At 72.5% G+C, this 21522-nt stretch carries 16 protein-coding genes; 8 read left to right on the forward strand and 8 right to left on the reverse strand.

The window, feature by feature from the left end; all coding sequences use genetic code 11:
- Positions 1–63 precede the first annotated feature (63 nt).
- From ACIQM4_RS03385 to ACIQM4_RS03410, 6 genes are all read right to left on the reverse strand, one after another.
- Entirely contained in the window at positions 64–255 is a 192-nt protein-coding gene (locus ACIQM4_RS03385) for an MbtH family NRPS accessory protein (RefSeq protein WP_401585286.1), read from the reverse strand.
- A complete protein-coding gene (locus ACIQM4_RS03390; RefSeq protein ID WP_401585288.1) occupies positions 252–4253 on the reverse strand; it encodes an amino acid adenylation domain-containing protein in 4002 nt (1333 codons plus the stop codon). The genes ACIQM4_RS03385 and ACIQM4_RS03390 overlap by 4 nt, the downstream gene beginning before the upstream one ends.
- Positions 4250–4498, reverse strand: coding sequence for a phosphopantetheine-binding protein (locus ACIQM4_RS03395; protein WP_401585291.1), 249 nt, complete (start codon positions 4496–4498; stop codon positions 4250–4252). The genes ACIQM4_RS03390 and ACIQM4_RS03395 overlap by 4 nt, the downstream gene beginning before the upstream one ends.
- 4 nt (positions 4499–4502) lie before the next feature.
- A complete protein-coding gene (locus ACIQM4_RS03400; protein ID WP_401585294.1) occupies positions 4503–5147 on the reverse strand; it encodes an isochorismatase family protein in 645 nt (214 codons plus the stop codon).
- A 45-nt stretch (positions 5148–5192) separates the two neighbouring features.
- The gene (locus ACIQM4_RS03405) at positions 5193–6818 is read right to left on the reverse strand and encodes a (2,3-dihydroxybenzoyl)adenylate synthase (RefSeq protein ID WP_401585297.1); all 1626 of its coding nucleotides are present in this window, start codon (positions 6816–6818) and stop codon (positions 5193–5195) included.
- A gap of 190 nt (positions 6819–7008) precedes the next feature.
- Positions 7009–8013 (reverse strand): ABC transporter substrate-binding protein, encoded by a 1005-nt coding sequence (locus ACIQM4_RS03410; RefSeq protein WP_401586097.1) that lies wholly within the window; start codon positions 8011–8013, stop codon positions 7009–7011.
- Between the two features lie 152 nt (positions 8014–8165).
- Here ACIQM4_RS03410 and ACIQM4_RS03415 point away from each other — a divergent pair, with 152 nt between their 5' ends.
- The 3 genes from ACIQM4_RS03415 to ACIQM4_RS03425 are packed head-to-tail and all read left to right on the forward strand — an operon-like array spanning position 8166 to position 11252.
- Entirely contained in the window at positions 8166–9254 is a 1089-nt protein-coding gene (locus tag ACIQM4_RS03415; RefSeq protein WP_401585299.1) for a FecCD family ABC transporter permease, read from the forward strand.
- On the forward strand, positions 9251–10450 hold the full coding sequence (locus ACIQM4_RS03420; protein ID WP_401585302.1) for a FecCD family ABC transporter permease: 1200 nt from the start codon (positions 9251–9253) through the stop codon (positions 10448–10450). The genes ACIQM4_RS03415 and ACIQM4_RS03420 overlap by 4 nt, the downstream gene beginning before the upstream one ends.
- Positions 10451–10454: 4 nt before the next feature.
- Positions 10455–11252 carry an ABC transporter ATP-binding protein gene (locus ACIQM4_RS03425; protein ID WP_401585305.1) on the forward strand — a complete coding sequence of 266 codons (798 nt, stop codon included), beginning with the start codon at positions 10455–10457 and terminating at the stop codon, positions 11250–11252.
- Positions 11253–11338: 86 nt separating this feature from the next.
- Here the strand turns inward: ACIQM4_RS03425 and ACIQM4_RS03430 are convergent, their stop codons facing one another.
- Positions 11339–12472 (reverse strand): M20 family metallopeptidase, encoded by a 1134-nt coding sequence (locus ACIQM4_RS03430; protein WP_401585307.1) that lies wholly within the window; start codon positions 12470–12472, stop codon positions 11339–11341.
- Between the two features lie 168 nt (positions 12473–12640).
- Here ACIQM4_RS03430 and ACIQM4_RS03435 point away from each other — a divergent pair, with 168 nt between their 5' ends.
- Positions 12641–14803: a tetratricopeptide repeat protein gene (locus ACIQM4_RS03435; RefSeq protein ID WP_401585309.1), complete on the forward strand. Its 2163-nt coding sequence runs from the start codon at positions 12641–12643 to the stop codon at positions 14801–14803.
- Here the strand turns inward: ACIQM4_RS03435 and ACIQM4_RS03440 are convergent.
- The gene (locus ACIQM4_RS03440) at positions 14781–15983 is read right to left on the reverse strand and encodes a hypothetical protein (protein ID WP_401585312.1); all 1203 of its coding nucleotides are present in this window, start codon (positions 15981–15983) and stop codon (positions 14781–14783) included. The two genes, ACIQM4_RS03435 and ACIQM4_RS03440, sit on opposite strands and share 23 nt — an antisense overlap.
- Before the next feature lie 913 nt (positions 15984–16896).
- On the opposite strand from ACIQM4_RS03440, the gene ACIQM4_RS03445 reads away from it, so the two are divergent.
- From ACIQM4_RS03445 to ACIQM4_RS03460, 4 genes are all read left to right on the forward strand, one after another.
- On the forward strand, positions 16897–18570 hold the full coding sequence (locus ACIQM4_RS03445) for a cytochrome bc complex cytochrome b subunit (protein WP_401585315.1): 1674 nt from the start codon (positions 16897–16899) through the stop codon (positions 18568–18570).
- 216 nt (positions 18571–18786) lie between these two features.
- Positions 18787–19692 (forward strand): LysR substrate-binding domain-containing protein, encoded by a 906-nt coding sequence (locus tag ACIQM4_RS03450; RefSeq protein ID WP_401585318.1) that lies wholly within the window; start codon positions 18787–18789, stop codon positions 19690–19692.
- 111 nt (positions 19693–19803) lie between these two features.
- The gene (locus ACIQM4_RS03455; protein WP_401585320.1) at positions 19804–20373 is read left to right on the forward strand and encodes a cysteine dioxygenase; all 570 of its coding nucleotides are present in this window, start codon (positions 19804–19806) and stop codon (positions 20371–20373) included.
- Entirely contained in the window at positions 20373–21419 is a 1047-nt protein-coding gene (locus ACIQM4_RS03460) for a YeiH family protein (protein ID WP_401585323.1), read from the forward strand. The genes ACIQM4_RS03455 and ACIQM4_RS03460 overlap by 1 nt, the downstream gene beginning before the upstream one ends.
- The last annotated feature ends 103 nt before the right edge of the window (positions 21420–21522 follow it).

Consider the following 21522-nt stretch of genomic DNA (forward strand, 5'->3'; position numbering starts at 1 on the left):
CGGCTGACAGCCGAGGGGGCCGCCCATCGGGCGGCCCCCTCGATCGTGGTCCCGTCGCTCTCCCTACCCGGGCGGTTCCTGCAGACGCGCGACGCACTGGCCGTACGGGGCCGGGCCGTGCACCGTCTCCCAGCCCTCGGGCACCGCGCGGAACACCGGCCACAGCGAGTGTGCGCCCTGCCCGTTGCGCAGCAGCAGGTGCGTGGGCTCGCCGCCCGCCTCCTGGTCGGGGGCGTCGAAGGGTGACGTCGTCATGAGTGGTCCAACTCCTTGAGTCGGGCGGCGAGCACGGCGCACACCTCGTCGAGGGGACCCGGCTGGGTCAACTCCGGGTGCAGGCAGTCCAGTTCGTGGTTTTCGAGCCCGCCGGTGTACGGTGCCCAGGCGTTCGGCGTCAGCCAGCTCTCCTCGCGCGGGGCTGCCGCCGTGAAGAACAGCACCTCGCCGTCGAAGCGCCGGTGGGTGTGGGCACGCATCAGCCGGGCGTTGTTGACCACGATGTCGACCACCGCGGACAGTGTGCGGTCCGGCAGCCCGGCGAGTGCGCTGCCCTCCCGGTGCAGGGTGGCCAGCACGTCCTCGCGGGTCAGCTCGTCGGTGCGGTCGTACCCCGCCATCCGAAGCAGCGCCGTCAGGGCGTCGGCCTCGGCCGGGATCGCCGAGTCCTGCCACTGGTCGGACGGGTAGGCGTCCATCAGGGCCAGCAACTCCACCTCCTCGCCCGCCTCCTGGAGCCGCACGGCGACCGTGTGCGCGAGCACGCCGCCCACCGACCAGCCGAGCAGCCGGTACGGCCCGTGCGGGCGAACCGTGCGCAGCGCGTCGACGTACTCGGCCGCCATCTCCTCCATGGTCGCGGGCAGGGGGCCCTCGCCGTGCAGACCGCGGGCCTGGAGCCCGTACACCGGCTGGCCCGCATCGAGCCGCGACAACACCCCCGAGTAGCACCAGCTGATGCCGCCCGCCGGGTGGAACGCGAACAGCGGGGTGCGGTCACCGGCGGCCCGCAGTGGCAGCAGGGTGTCCAGGGCGTGGTCCGACTCCGCGTTCCCCGCGTCGAGCTGCGCGGCCAGGGACGCCGGGGACTGGGCCTGGAACAGGGTGCCGATGGTGAGCTCGGCGCCGAGCGTGTCCCTCACCCGGGCGACCAGACGGGCCGCGAGCAGCGAGGTCCCGCCGAGGTCGAAGAAGGCGTCGTCGACACCGACCCTGGCCACCCCGAGTATCTCGGCGAAGAGCCGGGTGAGGGTCTCCTCGCGGTGGTTGGCCGGCGCCCTGCCCCCGTCGCCCGAACCGGTGAACGCGGGGGCGGGCAGGGCCTTGCGGTCCAGCTTGCCGTTCGGGCTGAGCGGGAAGTCGGCCAGGACGACGATGGCACCGGGCAGCATGTGCTCGGGGAGCGTACGCGCCAGCCGGGCGCGCAGCGCCTCCGGGTCGGGGGCCTGCTCGCCCGCGGCGGGCGTCACGTAGCCGACCAGCCGCTGGTCGCCCGGACGGTCCTCTCGGACCAGGACGCCGGCCGCGCCGACCGTCGGATCCTGTGCCAGCTCCGCCTCGATCTCGCCGAGTTCGATGCGCTGTCCGCGCAGCTTCACCTGGTGGTCGGTGCGTCCGAGATATTCGATCTCGCCCGAGCCGGTCCACTGCGCGAGGTCACCGGTGCGGTACATCCGCGCGCCGGGCGCGCCGTACGGGTCGGCGACGAACCGGGCCGCGGTGAGCGCCGGACGGCCGAGGTAACCGTCGGCCAACTGCACGCCCGCCAGGAAGAGTTCGCCCCGTACGCCGGGCGGGCACGGCTGGAGGGCCGCGTCCAGGACGTACAGCCGGGTGTTCCACACCGGCTTGCCGATCGGGACGGGACCCGCCCCGTCCGGGTCGCAGGAGTGGTACGTCACGTCGACGGCGGCCTCGGTCGGCCCGTACAGGTTGTGCAGCGGTACGCCGCCCAGCACCCGCCCGAACTCGCGGACGGTCTCGCGGGGGAGCGCCTCACCGCTGCAGAACACGTGCCGCAGGCCCGTGCACGTCGAGGCGGCGGGCTCGGCGAGGAACACCTGGAGCATCGACGGCACGAAGTGGCAGGCGGTGACGGCCTGTTCGCTGATGACGCGGGCGAGATACGCCGGGTCCTTGTGGCCGCCCGGCTCCGCGACGACGAGCGTCGCGCCGACCCGCAACGCCCAGAAGAACTCCCACACCGACACGTCGAAGCCGGACGGAGTCTTCTGCAGCACCCGGTCGCCGGGGCCGATCGTGTACTCGTGCTGCATCCAGCGCAGCCGGTTGTCGATCGCCGCGTGCCCGACGACGACGCCCTTGGGGCGGCCCGTCGAGCCGGACGTGTAGATGACGTAGGCCGGGTCCTGGGGGGTGAGGCCGGGAGCGGGGTTGCGGTCCGGGTGGTGGGCCGTGTCCAGCCGGTCCAGGGCGACGACGGGAATGCCGGCGGCCGGCGTCCGGTCGGCGCGGTCGGCGATCACACAGGCGGGCTCCGCGTCCGCCAGCATGTAGGAGAGCCGGTCCGCCGGGTAGTCCGGGTCGAGCGGCAGGTACGCGCCGCCCGCCTTGAGCACCGCGAGGAGCGAGACCACCAGGTCCAGGGAGCGGGGCACGGCGACCGCCGCGAGGGCGCCGGGGCGCACCCCCGCCTCCGCCAGGTGGTGGGCGAGCCGGTTCGCCCGCGCGTTCAGCTCCGCGTACGTCAGCTGCTGGTCGCCGAAGACGAGGGCGGTCGCGTCCGGGGTGCGGGCCGCCTGCTCCTCGATCGGGCCGATGAGCGTGGTGGCGGGCAACGTCCGCCCGGTCGCGTTGAACCCGTCGAGCACGAGGGTGAGTTCGCTCTCGCGCGCGATCGTGTGTGCGGCGAGCTGGGCGTGCGGGCCGGAGTCGGCGATGCGCTCCAGGAGCTCCAGGAAGCGGGACTGGTGCAGGGCCAGCTCGTCGGGTTCGTACAGTGCCGGGTTGCCGTCGTAGTCGATCCGCAGACCGGATCCGTCGGTGCGGTCGTACACGTTGACCGTCAGGTCGTCGACCGGGCCCGCGGACAGGTTGTGCGCCTCGGTGCGGGCGCCCGCGAAGGTCAGCTGGTAGTCGAACGGCATCACGTTGACCAGGGGGCCGACCAGCGAGCGGCCCTCGCCCAGCAGTCCCAGGTCGCGGCGGATGTCCTCGTACCGGTAGCGCTGGTGGCGGCGGGCGGCCCGGATGCCCAGCACGACCTGCCGGGTCAGCTCGGCGAACGTAGCGCCGGGGGCGACGGTGAGCCGCAGCGGCAGCACGTTCATCACCATGCCGGGCACCCGCAGCGCCACCGAGCCCATCCGGCCCATCATCGGCAGGCCCAGGACGACCTCGGCGCTGTGGGTGGCCCGGGACACGTACAGCGCCTGCGCGGCGATCAGCACCTCGGGCCAGGTCGCCTTGATCGACGAGGCGAGCTCGCGGAGCTGGTCGGTGGCCAGGGGAGAGAGGTGCGCGCTGCGGCGGTGGAAGGTGCGCGAGGGCAGCGCGGTGCGCCCGGCCAGGGTGGGGGCCTCGGGCCGGTCGGCGAAGGCGCCGTCCCAGTACCTGCGGTCCTTGTCGTACGTCTCCGAGACGCGGTAGCCGGCGTCCTCGTCGACCAGGTCGGACAGCGGGGCGAACGGGCTCGTCGGCGGCGCGAGACCGTCGGTGAGCGCGGTGTACACCTCGGCGGTGCGGCGGGCCAGCAGCGAGTACCCGAAACCGTCCATCACGATGTGGTGCACCCGCTGGTACCAGAGCCACCGGTCGTCCGCGACGCGGAACAGCGCGTGCGCGAACAGCGGCCCCGTCGCCAGGTCGAACGGCACGGCGAGGTCGGCGTGCATCCAGGCGTACGCGTCCGCGAACGGATTGGACGAGGTGCGCAGATCGCTGACGTGCAGGGGCAGTTCGAGGTCCTCGACCTCCCACTGGCGCGGTCCTTCGTCCCCGTCGACCACCCGCATCCGCAAGGAGTCGGCCTCGGTGACGACCTGGCGGAGCGCCGTGGCGAAGAGTTCCGGGTCGACGGGGCCGTGGATCTCCAGGCACTCGGCGGTGTTCTGTGCCGGGCTCAGCGGATCCAGCGCCTGCGCGAACCACATGCCCGACTGGGCGGCGGTCAGCTTCAACGGCGGCCGGCCGGGCGTGGAGAGGGCCGGGGCGGCCGGCGCCGACGGGTGCGCGGCCGGCGCGTCCAGGCCGTCCAGGGCGGGCGGGTTCGCGGCCGGCTCGTGCGGGGCCGTCATGAGACCGCCCCCAGGAGAGGCGCCCAGGCCTCGATCGCGGGACGTTCCGCCAGGTCGACGAAGGTCGTCGTGATGCCGTGGTCTCGGCGCCACCGCTCGACGAGCGACATGATGCGCATCGAGTCCAGGCCGTAGTCGACCAGGTTCTCGTCGACGGGTATGTCCTCGGGGTCCTCGCCCAGGACGTCGGCGACGTCCGCGCGAATCCGTTCGACGGTCAGGGCGGTGGGTCCGGTGCCTGTCATGTCGTCAGATTCCCTTCAGCACGGTGTTCTTGACGTCCTCGGTGGTGGTGACGACCGCGCACCGGCCGGCCGCGTACCGCAGCGCCGCGTCGTGGTCCTCGCGGGAGAAGTCCGCCACCGCGTCCGCGACGACGAACGCCTGCACGTCCCGCATCCACGCGTCGCAGGCCGTCATCAGCACCCCGATGTTCGCGTACACGCCGACGATGACGATCTGGTCGCGGCCCGCCAGGCGCATCCGCTCCTCCAGGTCGGTGCGGACGTAGGCGCTGTACTTCCACTTGGTGATCACGGTGTCGCCGGGCTCGGGCGCGACCGGCCCCGCGATCGCCTTCGCGTGCTCGTCGTCCGGCAGGCCGGGACCCCAGAAGTCCTGCTGGAGACCTCGTTCGGCCGGAGTCTGCCCCCCTGGCTGCGCGGAGTACAGGACCGGGATGCCCGCCGACCTCGCCGCCTTGGCCAACTCGGCCACATTTGCCAGGAGTTCGTTGGTCGGCGAAGTGTCGGGGGTGTACGCCGTGAGGAAGTGGTTCTGCAGGTCGTGGACGAGCAGCACCGCCCGCTGCGGGTCGACGGTCCACGCGACGCGGTTGTCGGGCAGCTCGTCGGGGGTGGGCATCGGGTACGGGACGACGGCGGGGAGAGCCATGAGCGGGGCCTTTCGAAGTTGCGGGGGTGGTGCGTTCGCGGCGGGTCAGGCCTGGGGGGCGGTGGCGATCGTCCGCTGGTCCTTCTTACTGATCTTGCCGATGCCGGTCTGCGGGAACGCGGTCACGAACTCGACGAGGTCGGGGATCTTGTACGCGGCGAGCCCCTTCTCCCGTACGAACTTCTTGATCGCCAGGGACTTCAGCGGCTCGGCGCCGGCGCGCAGGATCACGTACGCGAGGGTGCGCTCGCCGAGGTAGTCGTCGGGGACGGCGACCAGGGACACGTCGTGCACCGAGGGGTGGCCGAGGATGATGTTCTCGATCTCCTCGGGGGCGATCTTCTCGCCGCCGCGGTTGATCTGGTCCTTCGCCCGGCCCTCGACGACCAGATGGCCGCTCGGGGTACGGCGGACGATGTCACCGGTGCGGTAGAAGCCGTCGGCGGTGAAGGAGCGGGCGTTGTGCTCGGGGGCGCGCCAGTAGCCGCGGATGGTGTACGGGCCTCGGGTCAGGAGGTGGCCCGGCTCGCCGTCCGGGACGTCCCGGTCGGCGTCGTCGACGATGCGGATCTCGTCGTCGGCGGAGATCGGACGGCCCTGGGTGGTGACGATCGTCTCCGGGTCGTCGTCCAGCCGGGTGTAGTTGACCAGTCCCTCGGCCATGCCGAACACCTGCTGGAGGGTGCAGCCGAGGGCCGGTCCGACCCGGCGGGCCGCCGCCTCGCTGAACTTCGCACCGCCCACCAGAAGCACATCGAGGCTGGAGAGGTCGTACGAGGTGGCGGCGCCCGCCTCCGTCCAGACCAGGGCGAGCGGCGGGACGACCCCGGTGATCGTGACCCGTTCGCGCTCGATGAGGGGGAACGCGGTGTCCGGGTCGGGCTGCGGGCACATCACGACGCGCCCGCCGGCGTACAGGATGCCCAGCGAACCGGGGGAGGAGAGCGGGAAGTTGTGGGCGGCGGGGAGGGTGACGAGGTAGACGGAGTGCTCGGTGACGCCGCACAGCTCGTTGGAGCCCCAGAGCGAGTAGATGTAGTCGTCGTGGGTGCGCGGGATCAGCTTGGGGACGCCGGTGCTGCCGCCGGACAGCTGGAGGAAGGCGAGGTCCGAGGGGGCCGGGGCCTCGGCCTTCAACTCCGTGTCGGGGAGCGGGACCTCGCGGAGGGGGGTGTGCTCACCGGGTTCGCCCACGACGAAGACGTGCCGGAGCGTGGGCACCTCGGCGCGGACCTTGCCGGCGAGGTCGCGGTGGTCGAAGCCCGCGTGCCGGTCGGGGATGACGTAGGCGACGGCCTCGGTGAACTCGCAGAAGTAGTGGATCTCCGTCTCGCGGTGCGCGGGGAGGGCGAAGACGGGAAGCGCGCCGATGCGAAAGAGCGCGAAGATCACTTCGAAGAACTCGGCGACGTTGGGCAGCTGGACGACCACGCGGTCGCCCTTGGCGATGCCGCGGTCGGCGAACCCGGCGGCCAGGCGGGCGGCCCGGGTGTGGAGTTCTCCGTACGTCCAGTGCCGGTCGCCGTCGGTGACGGCGACGCGGTCGGGGTGGGACTCGGCGCGGGCGCGGAGCATCTCGGCGAAGGTCTCGCCTTGCCAGTAGCCGGCGGCGCGGTAGCGGGCGGCGGCTTCCTCGGGCCAGGTGGGGGCGTCCGGGGTGGGGGTCGTCACTTTGACCTCGGCAGATGGTGAGGGGCGGGGGCGTACGGGCCGGCCCCCGCCCGGCGGGGGGTTGTGAGGGCCGGTCCCCGCCGGGCGCGGCGGCGGGGACCGGCGGGGGTTTCGGTGCGTGGCGGCAGGGCGGAGCCTCGCGGCTCGTGCTGCCCGGCTGCGGCGGGGCGGATGCCCGCGACGGTGTCCGCTACTTGGCGGACATGGCCTTCTTGATGTCGTCGAGAACGGACACCGCCGCCTGGGCGCCGCCGAGGCTCGTCCACTTGGAGCCGTCGATCTCGGTGGTGCGGTTCTTCTTGACCGCGTCCAGCTCCTTGTAAGCGGCCTTCTCCTTCAGCTGCTTGAAGAGGTCGGCGTCCTTGCCGCCCGACGTGAGCGTGCCGATGAACAGCCAGTCCGCGTCGATCTGCTTGAGGTCCTCGTCGCTGAGCGGCGTCGAGTGGCCCTGCCCCTTCTCGTTCTGGATGCCCGGACGCTTGAGGCCCAGGTCCGCCAGCACGTCGGAGATGAAGACGCCCTGCTGCATGACCGCGGTGCCCTTGGCCGAGTAACGGGCCACCGAGACGTTGCTGCCGGCGTTCTTGCCGAGAGCCGTCTTCACCTCGGCGAGCTTGGCTTCGTACCCCTTGAGGAAGGTGGACGCCTCGTTGGACTTGCCGAGCACCTTGCCGGTCAGTTCGAGGGACTTCTTCCAGTCCTTCTTCTTGTCGATGGTGACGACGGTCGGGGCTATCGCCTGGAGCTGCTTGAGGACCTGCTTGTCGGCGAGCTGCCCGGCCAGGATGACGTCCGGCTTGGCCGCGACGACCTTCTCGATGTCGGGCCCCGTGACCGCGCCGACGACCGGGATGCCCTTCGCCTGCTCGGTGAGGTAACCGGGGGCGCCCTTTTGGCCGCGGCCCGCGGACAGGCCGACCGGCTTCACACCGAGCGCGATGGCGGAGTCCAGGTCCATCTCGCTGAGCACGACGACGTTCTTCGGCGCGGTGGGCACCTTCACCTCGGCGCCCGTGGCGTCCGTGACGGCGGCGGTGTCCTTGGCGTTCTTCGCCTGGCCGGCGGAGCCCGAGCCGGAGCCGGAGTCGTCCGAACCGCAGGCGGAAAGGGTGAGAGCGGAGGCCAGGGTGAGGGCCGCCACCGCGGTCAGCCGGGCGCGCGGGATGAGGTTCGAGGACATGTCCGTGATCTCCATGCTGGTGAAGGCGAAGTTGTTGTCCGGACGGGATCCGGACATACGGGGTGACACACCTGTAGTCAGGGCATAGCGAAACCCCCCTGTCGGAACAGGGAGTTCGCGGCGCCCCGGCCAAGGGTTCCACGTCTTGGTTAGGTTAGGCTAACTTCATGTTGGTTGCGCAAGAGGGGCGGGTCCGGGAGACCGGAACCGAACCCCCGATACCGGGCTCGGCGAGACTCCATCGCCCCACCCTCCGGGCGGCCGCCGCCCTGGTCCTGCTCCTGCTGGCGCTGGTCGTGCTGTCGCTGCTGATCGGCTCCGGGTCCAACCCGATCGGCCGCGCCTGGGGCTTCCTCACCGGGGACCCCGCCGCCCGCGCCGACGCCCAGATACGGCTCGCCGTCATGGACGTACGGCTGCCGCGCACCCTCGCCGGGCTGCTGGTCGGCATCGCGCTCGGTGCGGCCGGCTGTCTGCTCCAGGCCGTGACCCGCAACCCGCTCGCCGAGACCGGACTGCTGGGCGTCAACTCCGGTGCGGCGCTGGGCGTGGTGATCGGACTCACGTACTTCGGCGTCACCTCGGCGTACGGAATCCTCGTCTGGGCACTGGCGGGCGGCATGGCCGCGAGCGCCGTGGTGCTGCTGCTCGCCGCCTCGGGGCGGGCCGCCGGGTCACCGCTGCGTCTGGTGCTCGCGGGGTCGGCGCTCGGTGCGACCTTCCACGGCGCCACCTCGTACGTCCTGCTCGGTACGCAGTCGACCTTCGACACCTACCGCTACTGGACGATCGGCTCCCTCGCCGGCATCGACACCAAGGACACCTACCCGCTGATCCCACTGATCGCGGTCGGCCTGCTGATCGCCTTCTGCTGTGTCCGGCCCCTGGCGGCGCTGGCCCTCGGGGACGACAGCGCGCGCTCGCTCGGCCACCACCCGGGGCGGATCCGCCTGGTCGTGGCGGTGGCGGTCACGCTGCTGGCGGGGGCCGCGGTCGCGCTGGCCGGACCTATCGCCTTCCTCGGGTTGCTCGCGCCGTACGCCGCACGCATGGTCACCGGCCCGCGGATGGCCGGTCAGTTGGTGCTGTCCGGGCTGGTCGGGGCGTGCGTGATGATCGCCGCCGACCTCCTCGCCCGGGTCGTCATCCGGCCGTGGGAGACACCGGTGAGCGTGCTCCTCGCCTTCATCGGCGGCCCGTTGCTGATCTGGATCGCGCGCTCGCAGCGCATGTCGACGGCAGGGGGGAACGCATGAGCCAGGAGCTGAGCCAGGACGCCGCGGAGGGAGCGACCTCGGAAGACGGCGTCCGTCCCCCCGTCGAAGACCGTCGCCGCAGACCGGCCGACGGCAGGACCGTGCGCGGCGGCGGCGAGGCACTCACCCCGCCCGACTCCGTCCCCGTCCGCATCCGTACCTTCTCCTGGCTGTTCCCGCACCGCAGCGCCCTCGTCGCGGTCGGCCTCGCCGTGCTGATCGGGGTGATCGTCTCCCTCGCGGCCTTCGCCAGCTCCACCAGCATGAGCTTCTCCGAGAGCGTCTCCGGACTCCTCGGCACCGGTGACCACGCCACCGTGATGCTCGTACAGGAGTTCCGGCTGCCGCGCATCGCGGTCGGTCTCATGGTCGGCGCGGCCCTCGGCGTCGCCGGGTGCCTCACCCAGACCCTGGCGGGCAACCGGCTCGCCACCCCTGACATCATCGGCGTCAACGACGGCGCCACCGCTGCCGTCGTCGCCTCCGTGGTCGGCTCCTCGACCGGCATGATCGGTGACTGGTGGCTCGGCCCGCTCGGTGCGGCCGCCGCCGCGATGGTCGTCGTCGCCTGCGCGGGCGGTGCGGGCCGCAGCGGATACCGCATCCTCGTCGTCGGCATCGGCGTCTCCACCGTCATCGGCGCCGTCACCGACCTCGTCATGTCCCGGGAGAACGACAACACCGCGGGCGGCGTCTTCCTGTGGACCGTCGGCTCGCTCAACGGCCGGGACTGGGGCGTCGGCACCCCCCTCGCGTACCTCCTGCTGATCCTCGTCCCCCTCGCGCTCGTCGCAGGCAGCCGCCTGCAGTTCCTGCGCTTCGACGACGACACGGCCGCCACCCTCGGCGTCAACGTCGCCCGGGTACGGGCACTGACGCTCGCCCTCGCGGTCGCGCTGTCCGGCATCGCCGTCGGGATCGGCGGCCCGATCGCCTTCGTCGCGCTCGCCGCACCCGTCCTCGCCTCCCGGCTCGGCGGCCCCACCCGGGTACCGGTCATCGGCTCCGCACTCGTCGGCGCGGCCCTGGTCGGTGGCGCGGACGCGCTCGGCCGGGTCATCGCCCCGGTGGAGATCCCCGTCGGAGTCGTCACGAGTGTGCTCGGCGGCCCCTTCCTGCTGTGGGTCCTGTTCGGCAAGAAGTCCCAGACGTCCCCCGGCGCGCCCTCCGCCGCACCGAAGACCGGAAAGGCCTGACCCCGTGGAACTGACCGTAGAGGCGCTCACCGCCGGTTACCCCGGCCATCCCGTCGTCGACGCCGTCGACCTCACCGTGCCCAGCGGCCGGGTCGTCGCGATCGTCGGCCCCAACGGCTGCGGGAAGTCGACCCTGTTGCGCGCGGTCGCCCGCCTCCACAAGCCGGAGTCCGGCAGCGTACGGGCCGGGGACGCCGACGTCTGGCAGCTCACCCAGCGCAAGGCGGCCCACCGCATCGCATTGCTCGCACAGTCCCCGCAGGCCCCCGAGGCGGTCACCGTCGCAGGTCTCGTACGGTACGGGCGCCATCCGCACCAGGGGCTGTTCCGCCAGTGGTCCCGCGAGGACGAGACGGCGGTACGGGCCGCGCTGGAGGCCACCGGCACCACCGCGCTCGCCGAGCGGCGCCTCGACCAGCTCTCCGGCGGACAGCGGCAGCGCTGCTGGCTGGCGATGGTCCTCGCGCAGGAGACCCCGATCGTGCTGCTCGACGAGCCGACCAGCGCACTCGACCTCGGCCACGCCGTCGAAGTGCTCTCCCTGGTGCGCGAGGTCGCGGCGGCCGGCCGCACCGTCGTCATGGTCCTGCACGACCTGGCCAGCGCAGCCCGCTACGCCGACACCGTCGTGGCCATGAACGAGGGCCGCGTCGTGGCGCAGGGGCCCGCCCGTGAGGTGGTCACCGCCGCCCTGGTCAAGGAGCTGTACGGCATCGAGGCCGACATCCTCCAGGCGCCGGGCGACGGCTCACCCATCGTCGTGCCGACGGCGAGGAACGCGAGCCTGGCGCCTGTCGGCTGAGCGCGAGGGACAGGCCCGTCGGCTGAGCGCGAGCCTGGCGCCTGTCGGCTGAGCGTGAGGCTGTGCCCGTCGGCCGGATTTCAGTTTCATGCCCGTCGGCCGAGCGCGAAGTCCGCGGCCGTCCACGCCAGCCCCACCGCGCCGTCGAGCATGGCCCGTTCGGCGGCCGGGGTGGCGGCCGCCGTCGCGAACTCCGGCTGGTGCGGACCGCTCGGGCCGCTGCCGATGTCGAGCACCGGATGGATCGAGGGCACCGCGTGCGACACGTTGCCCATGTCGGTCGACGCGAAGGGGCCGCGCACCTCGGGCTCGGGCCGCCCCAACTCCCGCGCGTTCGCCGTCCACAGCGCCACCAGCCCCGGGTCCGAGCGGAAGTCCAGATAGTCCGGCGAAGGCTGTACGAGGTCGATCCCGCACCCGGTGGCCAGCGCCCCCGCCCGGAAACAGTCCTCCACCCGGCCGCGCAGCTCCCGCAACTCCTCCACCGAGGGGGTGCGCAGGGCGTAGGAGGCGCGGGCCCGTTCCGGAATCGCGTTGAGCGCGGTGCCCGCCTCGGTGGCGATCCCGTGCACCTTCCACTCGCTGGGCAGCTGCTGGCGCAGCAGACCGAGCGCCACCTGCGCCACGGTGAGGGCGTCCGCGGCGTTCCGCCCGTCCTGCGGGTTCATCGCCGCGTGCGCGGACCTCCCCGTGTACGTGACGTCGAGCGAGCCCATCGCGAACGAGCGGAAGTCCGCCACCTCGAAGGGGCACGGGTGGATCATCATCGCCGCGTCCACGCCGGCGAAGGCCCCCGCGTCGAGCAGCAACGCCTTCCCCGCTCCGCTCTCCTCGGCGGGGGTGCCCAACACCCGCAGGGTCAGACCGAGTTCGTCGACATGCGGGGCGAGCGCCAGGGCGGCGCCGATCCCGGCCGCCGCGATCAGGTTGTGCCCGCAGGCGTGCCCCATCCCGGGCAGCGAGTCGTACTCACAGGCCAGGGCGACCGTCACGGGGCCCGCCCCGGTCCGCGCCTCGAAGGCGGTGGCCAGTCCGTACGCGGGAGCCGTCACCGTGAAGCCGTGCCCGCGCAGCACCTCCGCGCACCAGCCGGCGGCGCGGTGCTCCTGGAAAGCGGTCTCCGGATGGGCGTGGATGCGGCGGCTGAGGGTGAGGAGCTCCTCGCGCACTTCCGCCACCCTGGCGCGTACCGCTGCCTTGACGTCGCCGCTCTCCGACACGTGTCGTCCTCCTGACCATGGGTTTTGTACCGTCCTTGCCACCATACGGCCGCCTGGGGCGCGGATATGAACGCCCTTTCGCCGAGGCGGTGTTGTCGGGGCTGCTCCTGTCGATACGGTTGATCCGCGGGACGAGGGCCGAGGACGACGACTGCGGGGGAGCGGCTGATGCTTGATCTCATCTCGGTGGGGGCGATCTCGACGGTGCTGGGCGCCGTCGCGTCCGGTACCGCGTCCGAGGCGGGAAAGTGGGTCTGGCAGTCGACCGGCGCACTGGTGCAGCGGATGCTCGGCCGGGAGGTCCAGGCGCCCACGGGACAGCGTCAACTCGACGAGCTGTCGGGTCAGTTGCACGAGGCGATGGTGCGTGACCCCCGCCTCGCCGGGGACTGGGACGTCTTCGCGCGCACGGTGCGGCTCGCCTCGGGCGGCGCCCGGTTCGCACCGCGGCTGCCCACCCCTTCACGGGACTTCGAGAACCGTCAACGGGTGCTGAAACAGCTCGACTCGGAGGCCTCCCGCAAACAGGACGGCCGGCCACGGGTGGCCCTGCTGCACGGCCCCGAAGGCATCGGCACCACGGAGGTCGCCCTGTACTGGGGCAGCCGGGAGGCAGCCGGCCGCTTCCCCGACGGGCAGGTGTACGTCGATCTGCGCGGCGCCCCCGGCGGCGCGATGGACGCGGGCACCGCACTGAACGAGGTGTTCCGCCAGCTCGGCCTGCCCGAGGCGGAGATCCCCCCGTCCCTGGAGTACCGGGCGGAACACTTCCGCCGCTGCGTCGCCGGTCTGCGACTGCTCGTCGTCCTGGACCACGCGAGCTCCGCCGCCCAGGTGCGGCCGCTGCTCACCGCGGCGCCCGGTGTGGTGACGGTGGTGGCCGCCCGTGACCCGCTCCTCGGCCTCCCGGCCCTGCGGGTGCCCGTCGGCCCGCTCGCCGACAAGTACGCCCACCGTCTGCTGGTGGCGACGGCGGGCCGGCCCGCCGTCGAGGCGGCACGGCACCTGCTGCCCTCGGTGCTCGCCGACTGTGCGGGCTCGCCCTACGCGGTGGTGTCCGCCGCGCCCAGACTGGCCTTCGTACCACCGCCCCGCAGGGAGAGGACCCGCTTACCAGCCATGCGCGAGCCCGACGCCGTCCGTGCCGCCGTGGCGGACTCCTACTCCTGCCTGGACCCGGTGACCGCCCGGGTGCACCGGACGATCGCGCTGCGGCCGTGGCCGGTGATCACCCCGGGGCTCGCCGCCCGGTCCGCGAACCTCACCGTCGACGAGGCTGGCCGCGCCCTGGCCGAACTCGCGGAGCGCCGCCTCCTGGACCCCATGGCCGAAGACCGCTACCGGCAACGGCCCGCCGTCCACGAACACGCCAGGGAAGCCGCGTTCCGCGAGGACGGCGCGGCGGCCTGCGGAGCGACCGTCACCCGGGTCCTGCACGGGTATCTGCACTTCGCCGAGCCGACCGCCCGCGCCGCGCTGCCCCAGAGCTGGCGCTCGCCCCGACCGGCCGACAGCGACATGGAGTTGACCTACGCGAGCCAGGGTGAAGCCCTCTCCGCGCTCGTCGTGGAGGCCGCGAACCTGGTGGAGGCGGTGGCCGCGGCGGACGAGTTCGGGATGCCCGAGACGGTGTGCCGCCTGGTGCGCGCCCTGTGGCCGGTGCAGCTCAAGGCCGGCCATCTGGAGATCCTGCTGCCCGCGCTCCACACCGGCGTGCACGCCGCCGACGCGCACTTCCCCAACACCCGCACCGCCGCGATGACGCACGCCCACCTCGGCTTCGCCCTGACCGCGCTCGAAAGGTACGAGGAGGCGGAGAGCGAACTGAGTGCCGCCGCCCGTGACGAGCGCGCGGCCGGGCACGTCCGCGGCCACGCCTCCGCCGTCGAGGGACTCGCTCTGCTGCGCCTCGCACAGTGGCGCAGACCCGAGGCGTACGCACTCCTGGAGGAGGTGGGCGCCCTCTACGCAGGCATCGGCCCGGACGACGAGGGAGCCGCCGACCTGCCCAGGGCCCGCGCCCTGCTCGAACGCCACCGGGGACGCGCGCTCACCGGCCTCGGCCGCCTCGACGAGGGCCGTGAGCGGCTCGGCGCGGCGCTGCGGTACTTCCGTACCAGCACGGACGCGTACAACACGGCCCGCACGCTCACCGACCTCGCCCGCACGTACGTCGACGGGACGAGGGTCCCGGACGAGGCGGACCGGGCCGCGGCACTGCCCTTGATCGACGAGGCCCTCACCGTCCTGGCCGACGAGCGCGCCGACCAGCACCTCGGCTATCTGCGCACCCTGCGCGAGCTGTGCGTCAGTCCACCGCCAACTGTCTGACCCGTACCCGGTGCACGGTTGAACCGGTGCGTACCGCAAGGCCGTTGGCGATGAGTTCCGCCGCCGGCCAGGAGTCCAGGCAGGCGTACAGGGCGGAGGCGTACACGGCCGGGTCGGCGCCCTCGTCGTCTCTGTCGCCTTCGCCGCCTTCGCCGTTGAGGGTCCACAGTGCGCCGTCCCTGGTGCGGGCCGTGCACCCGTCGGGGCCGGTGACGTAGGCGGCGAGCCCGCACTGCGGGAAGCGGCCCAGGATCTCGGCCGTCCAGCGGGCCGGGCCGCCGAACCTGCGGTCGTCCGGCGAGCCCGCGCGGTGGATCACGTCGGCCAGGGCGAGCCGTTCCGGGCCACGGACGTCCTCGTGCACCGCCGTGTGCACCTCCCCGCCGGCCAGGGGCTCACCACGGGGGTCGGCGTGTCGGGTCAGCGACACCTCACCCGGCCCACCGGTCCTCCGGGTCACCACGCGCACGGGCGCTGTGCGGTGCGCGGGCTCGTACGGCGGGAGGGGCAGCGGTACGGGGAAGGCGGGGCCGACCGGCTCGGGCCGCTCCAGCAGCGCGTAGAAGAGGCGGCGCAAGAGCGTCGCCGCCTCACCGGGCACGGACGTGACGAACTTCGCGGGATCTCCCAACGGTTCGTGTCCGGCGATGAGTTGGTCGAGTTGCGGGGCGAGTGGGGCGTACGTCTCCAGTCGCGGCGCGCCCGCGACGAAGGCAGCCACCGGGGAGTCCGGGTCGAGCCTGGCGAGCGGGGCGGCGCCGAGCAGGACGGGCGTGCCCAGGGCGGCGGCGTAGTAGGAGACCGCCCCGTGATCGCCGATGACCGCGTCGGCGGCGAGGATCGCCTGACGCCAGTGGTGCAACGGGTCCACCAGGGCCAGCCCGGCGCGTCGCGCCCGGTCCAGCCAGGCGCGGACCTGACCGGGGCCGTGGCCGAACCAGGTGTTGGGGTGCAGAACTGCGGCGATCCGGTACTCGTCGGCGGGGAGCTCCGAGGTCAGGCGGGGGAGCAGGCCGGGCAGCAGGTTCTCGTCACCGTCACCGAAGAGCGATTCGGGGTTCCAGGTGGAGTTGAGGACGACCAGCCGCTGTCCGGGGCGTACGTCGAGGGCGCGGCGGAACCGCTCCCGGTACGGGAGGGCCGCCAGCATCCGGTCGAAACAGGGGTCACCGCCGAGCACGCCGGTGTGGGCAGCCTCGGGGCAGACGTCCTTCAGGCGGTCCTGCTGCTCGGGATGGGAAAGGACCAGAACATCCGCGACGGGTACGCCGTCGTGCAGCAGCCACTCGGGCGAGAGCCCGAAGGTGGGCGAGGGGGGTGACGGGGGCCGCGCGGGCGACGGGGACAGCTGGGTCGACGGGAGTGGCGCGGACGTGCCGCCGGCCGCGCCGGCCCCGGCCGAAAGGCGACCGGTGTCCGGTGTCCGGTGTCCGGTGTCCGGCGTCCGGTGTCCGGTGTCCGGCGTCCGGTGTCCGGTGTCCGGTGTCCGGTGTCCGGTGTGGCCAGCCTCTTAGTGTAACCAACACCGTGCGACAGGATGGCCAAGTTGCCTTTTATCAGGTGAAGTTCACCGCCGAAGCTGGCCGATATCGCCAGGTCCACCGGCGTCGCGAGCGCCTGCTCCCACGGCAGGACCGGCAGCCCGATCGCCGCGAACAGCTCCTCCAGTCCGCCCCGGAAGGCCGACGACCCCGGGCAGGTCACCAGCAGCTGGACACCCTCGTCGTCGTCGAAGAGCGGCAGCACGTCCAGCAGGCGGGTCGCCGACGTCACGTTGTGCACCACGATCAGCACCCGTCGGCACCGCCCCCTGGTCGCCCACCGTGCCGCGCCGTCCCCGACCGGTACCCGTATCCAGTCCTCGTGCTCCGGATCCGTCACCTGGCGCCCCCTCGCACTCGCTTCCGTACCTCCACCGCCATGTGACCGGACACGATAACCAGGTCACGGTTGTGCCATGTCCACCGGACGCACCGGGGCCCCTCGTGCCATGAGTTCCGCCCGCCGTGTCACATATCAACTCCCCGCTTCGTCAACCTTGTTGGATCTGTATGGCGTGGCGCCTACTCTGAGGATCCGAATGAGGGGGACGTATGAGCGAGGGAACTGGCAGGGGGCCTGTCGCAGCCAACGGCGCGAGGCCGGGGCCGCCGGGAAAGGGCGAGAAACTCGCCGACTGGGCGGACGGGCGGCTGGGCCTCTACCCGATGGCCAAGGCCAACATCCGCAAGATCTTCCCGGACCACTGGTCCTTCATGTTCGGCGAGATCTGCCTCTACAGCTTCCTGATCATCATTCTCACCGGCATCTACCTCACCCTCTTCTTCGAGCCCAGCAGCGCGGAGGTCGTCTACAACGGGGTGCACACCCCGTTGCACGGCATCCGGATGACCCGGGCGTTCGAGTCCACCCTCGACATCAGCTTCGAGGTGCGCGGCGGGCTGCTGATCCGGCAGATCCACCACTGGGCGGCACTGGTCTTCGTGGCGGCGATGCTCGTCCACATGATGCGGGTCTTCTTCACCGGGGCGTTCCGCAAGCCGCGCGAGATCAACTGGCTGTTCGGCTGGACGCTGCTCTTCCTCGGCCTGATCACCGGGCTGACCGGTTACTCGCTGCCCGACGACCTGCTCTCCGGCACCGGGCTGCGCTTCGCGCACGGGGCGATCCTGTCGGTGCCGGTGGTGGGGACCTACCTCGCCTTCTTCCTCTTCGGCGGCGAGTTCCCCGGGGACGACATCATCGCCCGGCTCTACCCGATCCACATCCTGCTGCTCCCCGGCATCATGCTGGGGCTCGTCGTCGCCCACCTGATCCTGGTCTTCTACCACAAGCACACCCAGTTCGCGGGTCCCGGCCGGACGGAGAAGAACGTCGTCGGCGCCCCCTTCCTGCCCGTGTACGTGGCCAAGGCGGGCGGCTTCTTCTTCCTCGTCTTCGGCGTCCTGGCGATCATGGCCGCGGCCTTCTCGATCAACCCCGTGTGGGCGATCGGCCCCTACCGGCCCGACCTGGTGTCCACCGGCGCGCAGCCCGACTGGTACCTCGGTTTCTCCGAGGGACTGATCCGGGTGATGCCCAGCTGGGAGATCAGCGCCTGGGGGCACACGCTCCAGCTCGGGGTCTTCATCCCGTTCACGCTCTTCCCGCTGATCATGGTGGCGATCGGCGTGTACCCGTTCATCGAGGCGTGGGTGACCGGCGACAAGCGCGAGCACCACATCGCGCAGCGCCCGCGCAACGCCCCCACCCGCACCGGGCTCGGCGTCGCCTGGCTCACGCTGTACGGGGTGCTGCTGATCGGCGGCGGCAACGACCTGTGGGCCACCCACTTCCATCTGTCCATCAACGCCATCACCTGGTTCGTGCGGATCGGCTCGTTCGTGGGGCCGGTCCTGGCCTTCGTCGTCACCCGGCGGATCTGTCAGGGGCTGCAACTACGGGACAGCGAGAAGGCGTTGCACGGCAGGGAGAGCGGCACCATCAAGCGGCTGCCGCACGGTGAGTTCGTCGAGGTGCACACCCCGCTCAGCCAAGGCGAGCTGCACACCCTGACCGCACACGAACAGCCCGTGCCGTACGAGGTGGGGCCCGAGGTCGACGCGAACGGCGTCCGGCGGTCCGTCCGACGCTCCGACCGGCTCCGCGCCCGGCTGGCGAAGGCCATGTACGGGCCCGGGACGTACGTGCCCAAACCGACGGTGGAGGAGTACCGGGCGCTGCAGAGCGCGCACAGCGACCACAGCGAGGAGTCGCGCCACCACTGAGGCCGACGACGGCGCCGGGGTTGTGGCGCGGCGCCGCCAGGGTTCCGGCGTAGCACCACCGAGCGCTCCGCCGGGTTCCGTCGCGAAGCCCTCGCGGCGCCACCGAGGGCGCCACCGGATTCCGGCGCGGCGCCGCCGAGCGCTCCGCCTGGTTTCGACGCGAAGCCCAAAATCTGCTTATGATCCACGGTCGCGACGCCCGGCTATGCTGGCCCGGTGTTCGATTCGAGGCACATCAAGACCTTCCACGAAGTGGTGCGGACCGGTTCCTACTCCGCCGCCGCCCGCGCCCTGGGCTACACCCAGCCGGCGATCACCCAGCAGATGAGGGCCCTCGAACGCGACGTCGGCACTCCGCTCTTCACCCGGGCCGGCCGTGGCCTGCGTCTCACCGAGGCGGGGGAGACGCTGTCCCGGCACGCCACCGCGATCCTCGACACCATGTCCGCCGCCCAGCAGCAGATGACGGCGCTGACCCGGCTGCACTCGGGGCGGGTACGGGTGTGCGCGTTCCCCAGCGCGAACGCCACCCTCATCCCCGAGGCCATGGCCCGCCTCGCCGCCGGGCACCCCGGGGTACGGGTCGAGCTGAGCGAGGACGAGCCCCCGGAGTCGCTCCAGCGCCTGGTGCGCGGCGAGTGCGACATCACGCTGGCCTTCACCTACCCCGGCCTCGACGAGGAGGTCCCCGACGAGGTGGTGGAGGTCCCGCTCCTGGAGGACCAGCTGCTCGTGCTGCTGCCGACCGGGCACCCACTGGCCCGGCGACGGGCCGTGCGGCTCGCCGACCTGGCCGACGAGCGATGGATCGCGGGCTGTCTGCGCTGCCGGGTGAACTTCCTGCACGAGTGCGCCGAACAGGGCTTCGCCCCCGACATCGCCTTCACCACCGACGACAACCTGGTGGTGCAGAGCCTGGTCGCCGAGGGACTCGGCATCGCGATGATGCCGGGACTCGTCCTCAACTTCCTCCGGCACGAGAAGGTCACCGGGCGCGCCCTCGCCCCGGCCTCCAGACGGCAGGTCTCCGCGTACGTCCTGCGCGAACACCTGCGGATACCGGCCACCGCCCTCGTGCTCGACGAGCTCAAGACGGTCGCCGCCAACAAGATCGGCTGCTGAGCCCGGCTCCGCACCCGTACCCCCCCCACCCCGTACCCATAAGGAGAAGTAGGGGAGCGGCGTAGGAATCGGTGTTGGACGTAATGGATCGACCGGCGCCACGCTGCGCCTATGACCACGACGTCGACCGCCCGCCCCGCCGCGCGCACGACCGCCCCTCTGGACGCCCTCGTCGCCTCGGTGCGCGAGGCCGTCGGCCGCGGACTGCCGCCCGACCTCACCGCCTACCTCGTCGGCGAGCGCCTCGCCCCGTACCTCGGCGCGCCCGACCTGCTCACCGAGGAGCAGCGGGAGAGCGACCCGTCCCGCTACCGCCAGCACCTGCTGCACGCCGAGCACGACGGCAGCTTCTCGATCGTCGCCCTCGTCTGGCTGCCTGGCCAGCGGACCTCCGTGCACGACCACGTCGCCTGGTGCACCACCGGGGTGCACGTCGGCGAGGAGCACGAGCGCCGCTACCGGCTGATCCCGGCGGGAGAGAGCGCCGGGGCCCGGCTGGTCGCCACCGAGGACGTCGTCAATCCGCAGGGAGCGGTCTGCGGTTTCGCCCCGCCGGGCGACATCCACCGGGTCCGGAACGCCGGCGGCGACCTGGCGATATCCCTGCACGTGTACGGGGCGGACATCTCCCGCATCGGCTCCAGCGTCCGCCGCGTCTACGCACTCCCGGCCGACCGCTGATGGCGCTCCTGCAACGCCCCACCCGTCCGCCCGCCACAGCCCCCGCCGCACCCGGCAACCTGCCGGGTCTCGCGCTGGCCGCGCTCGGCGTCGCGCTCGCGTGGTGCGTGCACCTGCTGCTGCCCGCCGTGCCGATGCTGACCGCGGCCGTGGTGCTCGGCATCGTGGTCGCCCATCTGCCCATCGCGCGCCCGTTGGTCAGGGGCGCGGCCCGGCCCGGCCTCACCTTCGCCGGGAAGCGGCTGATGCGGGTGGGTATCGTCCTGCTCGGCCTGAAGCTCGGCCTGGACGACGTGCTCGGCATCGGCTGGGCGACCGTCGTCATGGTCCTCGCGGTGGTCACCGCGACCTTCTTCGGCACATGGTGGCTCGGCCGGAAGATGGGGCTCCCGGGGGACCAGCCCCTCCTCATCGCCACCGGCTACTCGATCTGCGGGGCCTCCGCGATCGGCGCGGTCGCCGAGGCCACCGAGAGCGACGAGCGCGACACCGCCACCTCGGTGGCCCTCGTCACCCTGTGCGGAACCCTCGCCATCGCCGTACTCCCGCTGCTGCACGGCCCGTTGGGGCTCACCGACCCGGAGTTCGGGCGCTGGGTCGGGGCGAGCGTGCACGACGTCGGGCAGGTGGTCGCCACCGCGCAGACCGCGGGGCCCGGCGCGCTCGGCGAGGCGGTCCTGGTCAAGCTGATGCGGGTGGCCCTGCTCGCGCCGCTGGTCGCCGCGGTCGCCCTGTCCGTACGTGCACGGCGCAGGCAGACGCCGGCCGCGGCCGGACAGAAGCGTCCGCCGATCGTGCCGCTGTTCGTCGTCGGCTTCCTCGCCATGGTCGCACTGCGCAGCACCGGCGTACTGCCGGGCGTGGCACTCGACGTGGCGCAGCACGCGCAGGAACTCCTGCTCGCCGCGGCCCTGTTCGGGCTCGGCAGCGCGGTGCACCTCCCCTCGCTGGCCCGCACCGGCGGACGCGTCGCGGGGCTCGGGCTCTGCGCCTGGGTGGTGGTGGCCGGGGTGTCGTACGGGGGTGTGCTGCTGACCTCGGGCTGACGCGCGCGAGGCCTCCGGAGCGCTGCGCGCCCTGCCCGTACCGGTGAATTCCCGGGGAACCTGGCCAGCCGCCCGCTCGCGGGGCTAGGCTCGGAGTTCCGAC

Source organism: Streptomyces sp. NPDC091272, from assembly GCF_044757485.1.
In the GTDB taxonomy this organism is placed as follows: Bacteria; Actinomycetota; Actinomycetes; order Streptomycetales; family Streptomycetaceae; genus Streptomyces.

What these genes read in the sequence shown, in the direction of transcription:
- ACIQM4_RS03435 (WP_401585309.1), top strand. Translation starts at nt 12,641, where the DNA reads ATGCTTGATCTCATCTCGGTGGGGGCGATCTCGACGGTGCTGGGCGCC.
- ACIQM4_RS03460 (WP_401585323.1), top strand. Translation starts at nt 20,373, where the DNA reads ATGGCGCTCCTGCAACGCCCCACCCGTCCGCCCGCCACAGCCCCCGCC.
- ACIQM4_RS03395 (WP_401585291.1), bottom strand. Translation starts at nt 4,498, where the DNA reads ATGACAGGCACCGGACCCACCGCCCTGACCGTCGAACGGATTCGCGCG.
- ACIQM4_RS03410 (WP_401586097.1), bottom strand. Translation starts at nt 8,013, where the DNA reads ATGGAGATCACGGACATGTCCTCGAACCTCATCCCGCGCGCCCGGCTG.
- ACIQM4_RS03415 (WP_401585299.1), top strand. Translation starts at nt 8,166, where the DNA reads ATGTTGGTTGCGCAAGAGGGGCGGGTCCGGGAGACCGGAACCGAACCC.
- ACIQM4_RS03445 (WP_401585315.1), top strand. Translation starts at nt 16,897, where the DNA reads ATGAGCGAGGGAACTGGCAGGGGGCCTGTCGCAGCCAACGGCGCGAGG.
- ACIQM4_RS03420 (WP_401585302.1), top strand. Translation starts at nt 9,251, where the DNA reads ATGAGCCAGGAGCTGAGCCAGGACGCCGCGGAGGGAGCGACCTCGGAA.
- ACIQM4_RS03400 (WP_401585294.1), bottom strand. Translation starts at nt 5,147, where the DNA reads ATGGCTCTCCCCGCCGTCGTCCCGTACCCGATGCCCACCCCCGACGAG.
- ACIQM4_RS03390 (WP_401585288.1), bottom strand. Translation starts at nt 4,253, where the DNA reads ATGACGGCCCCGCACGAGCCGGCCGCGAACCCGCCCGCCCTGGACGGC.
- ACIQM4_RS03455 (WP_401585320.1), top strand. Translation starts at nt 19,804, where the DNA reads ATGACCACGACGTCGACCGCCCGCCCCGCCGCGCGCACGACCGCCCCT.
- ACIQM4_RS03385 (WP_401585286.1), bottom strand. Translation starts at nt 255, where the DNA reads ATGACGACGTCACCCTTCGACGCCCCCGACCAGGAGGCGGGCGGCGAG.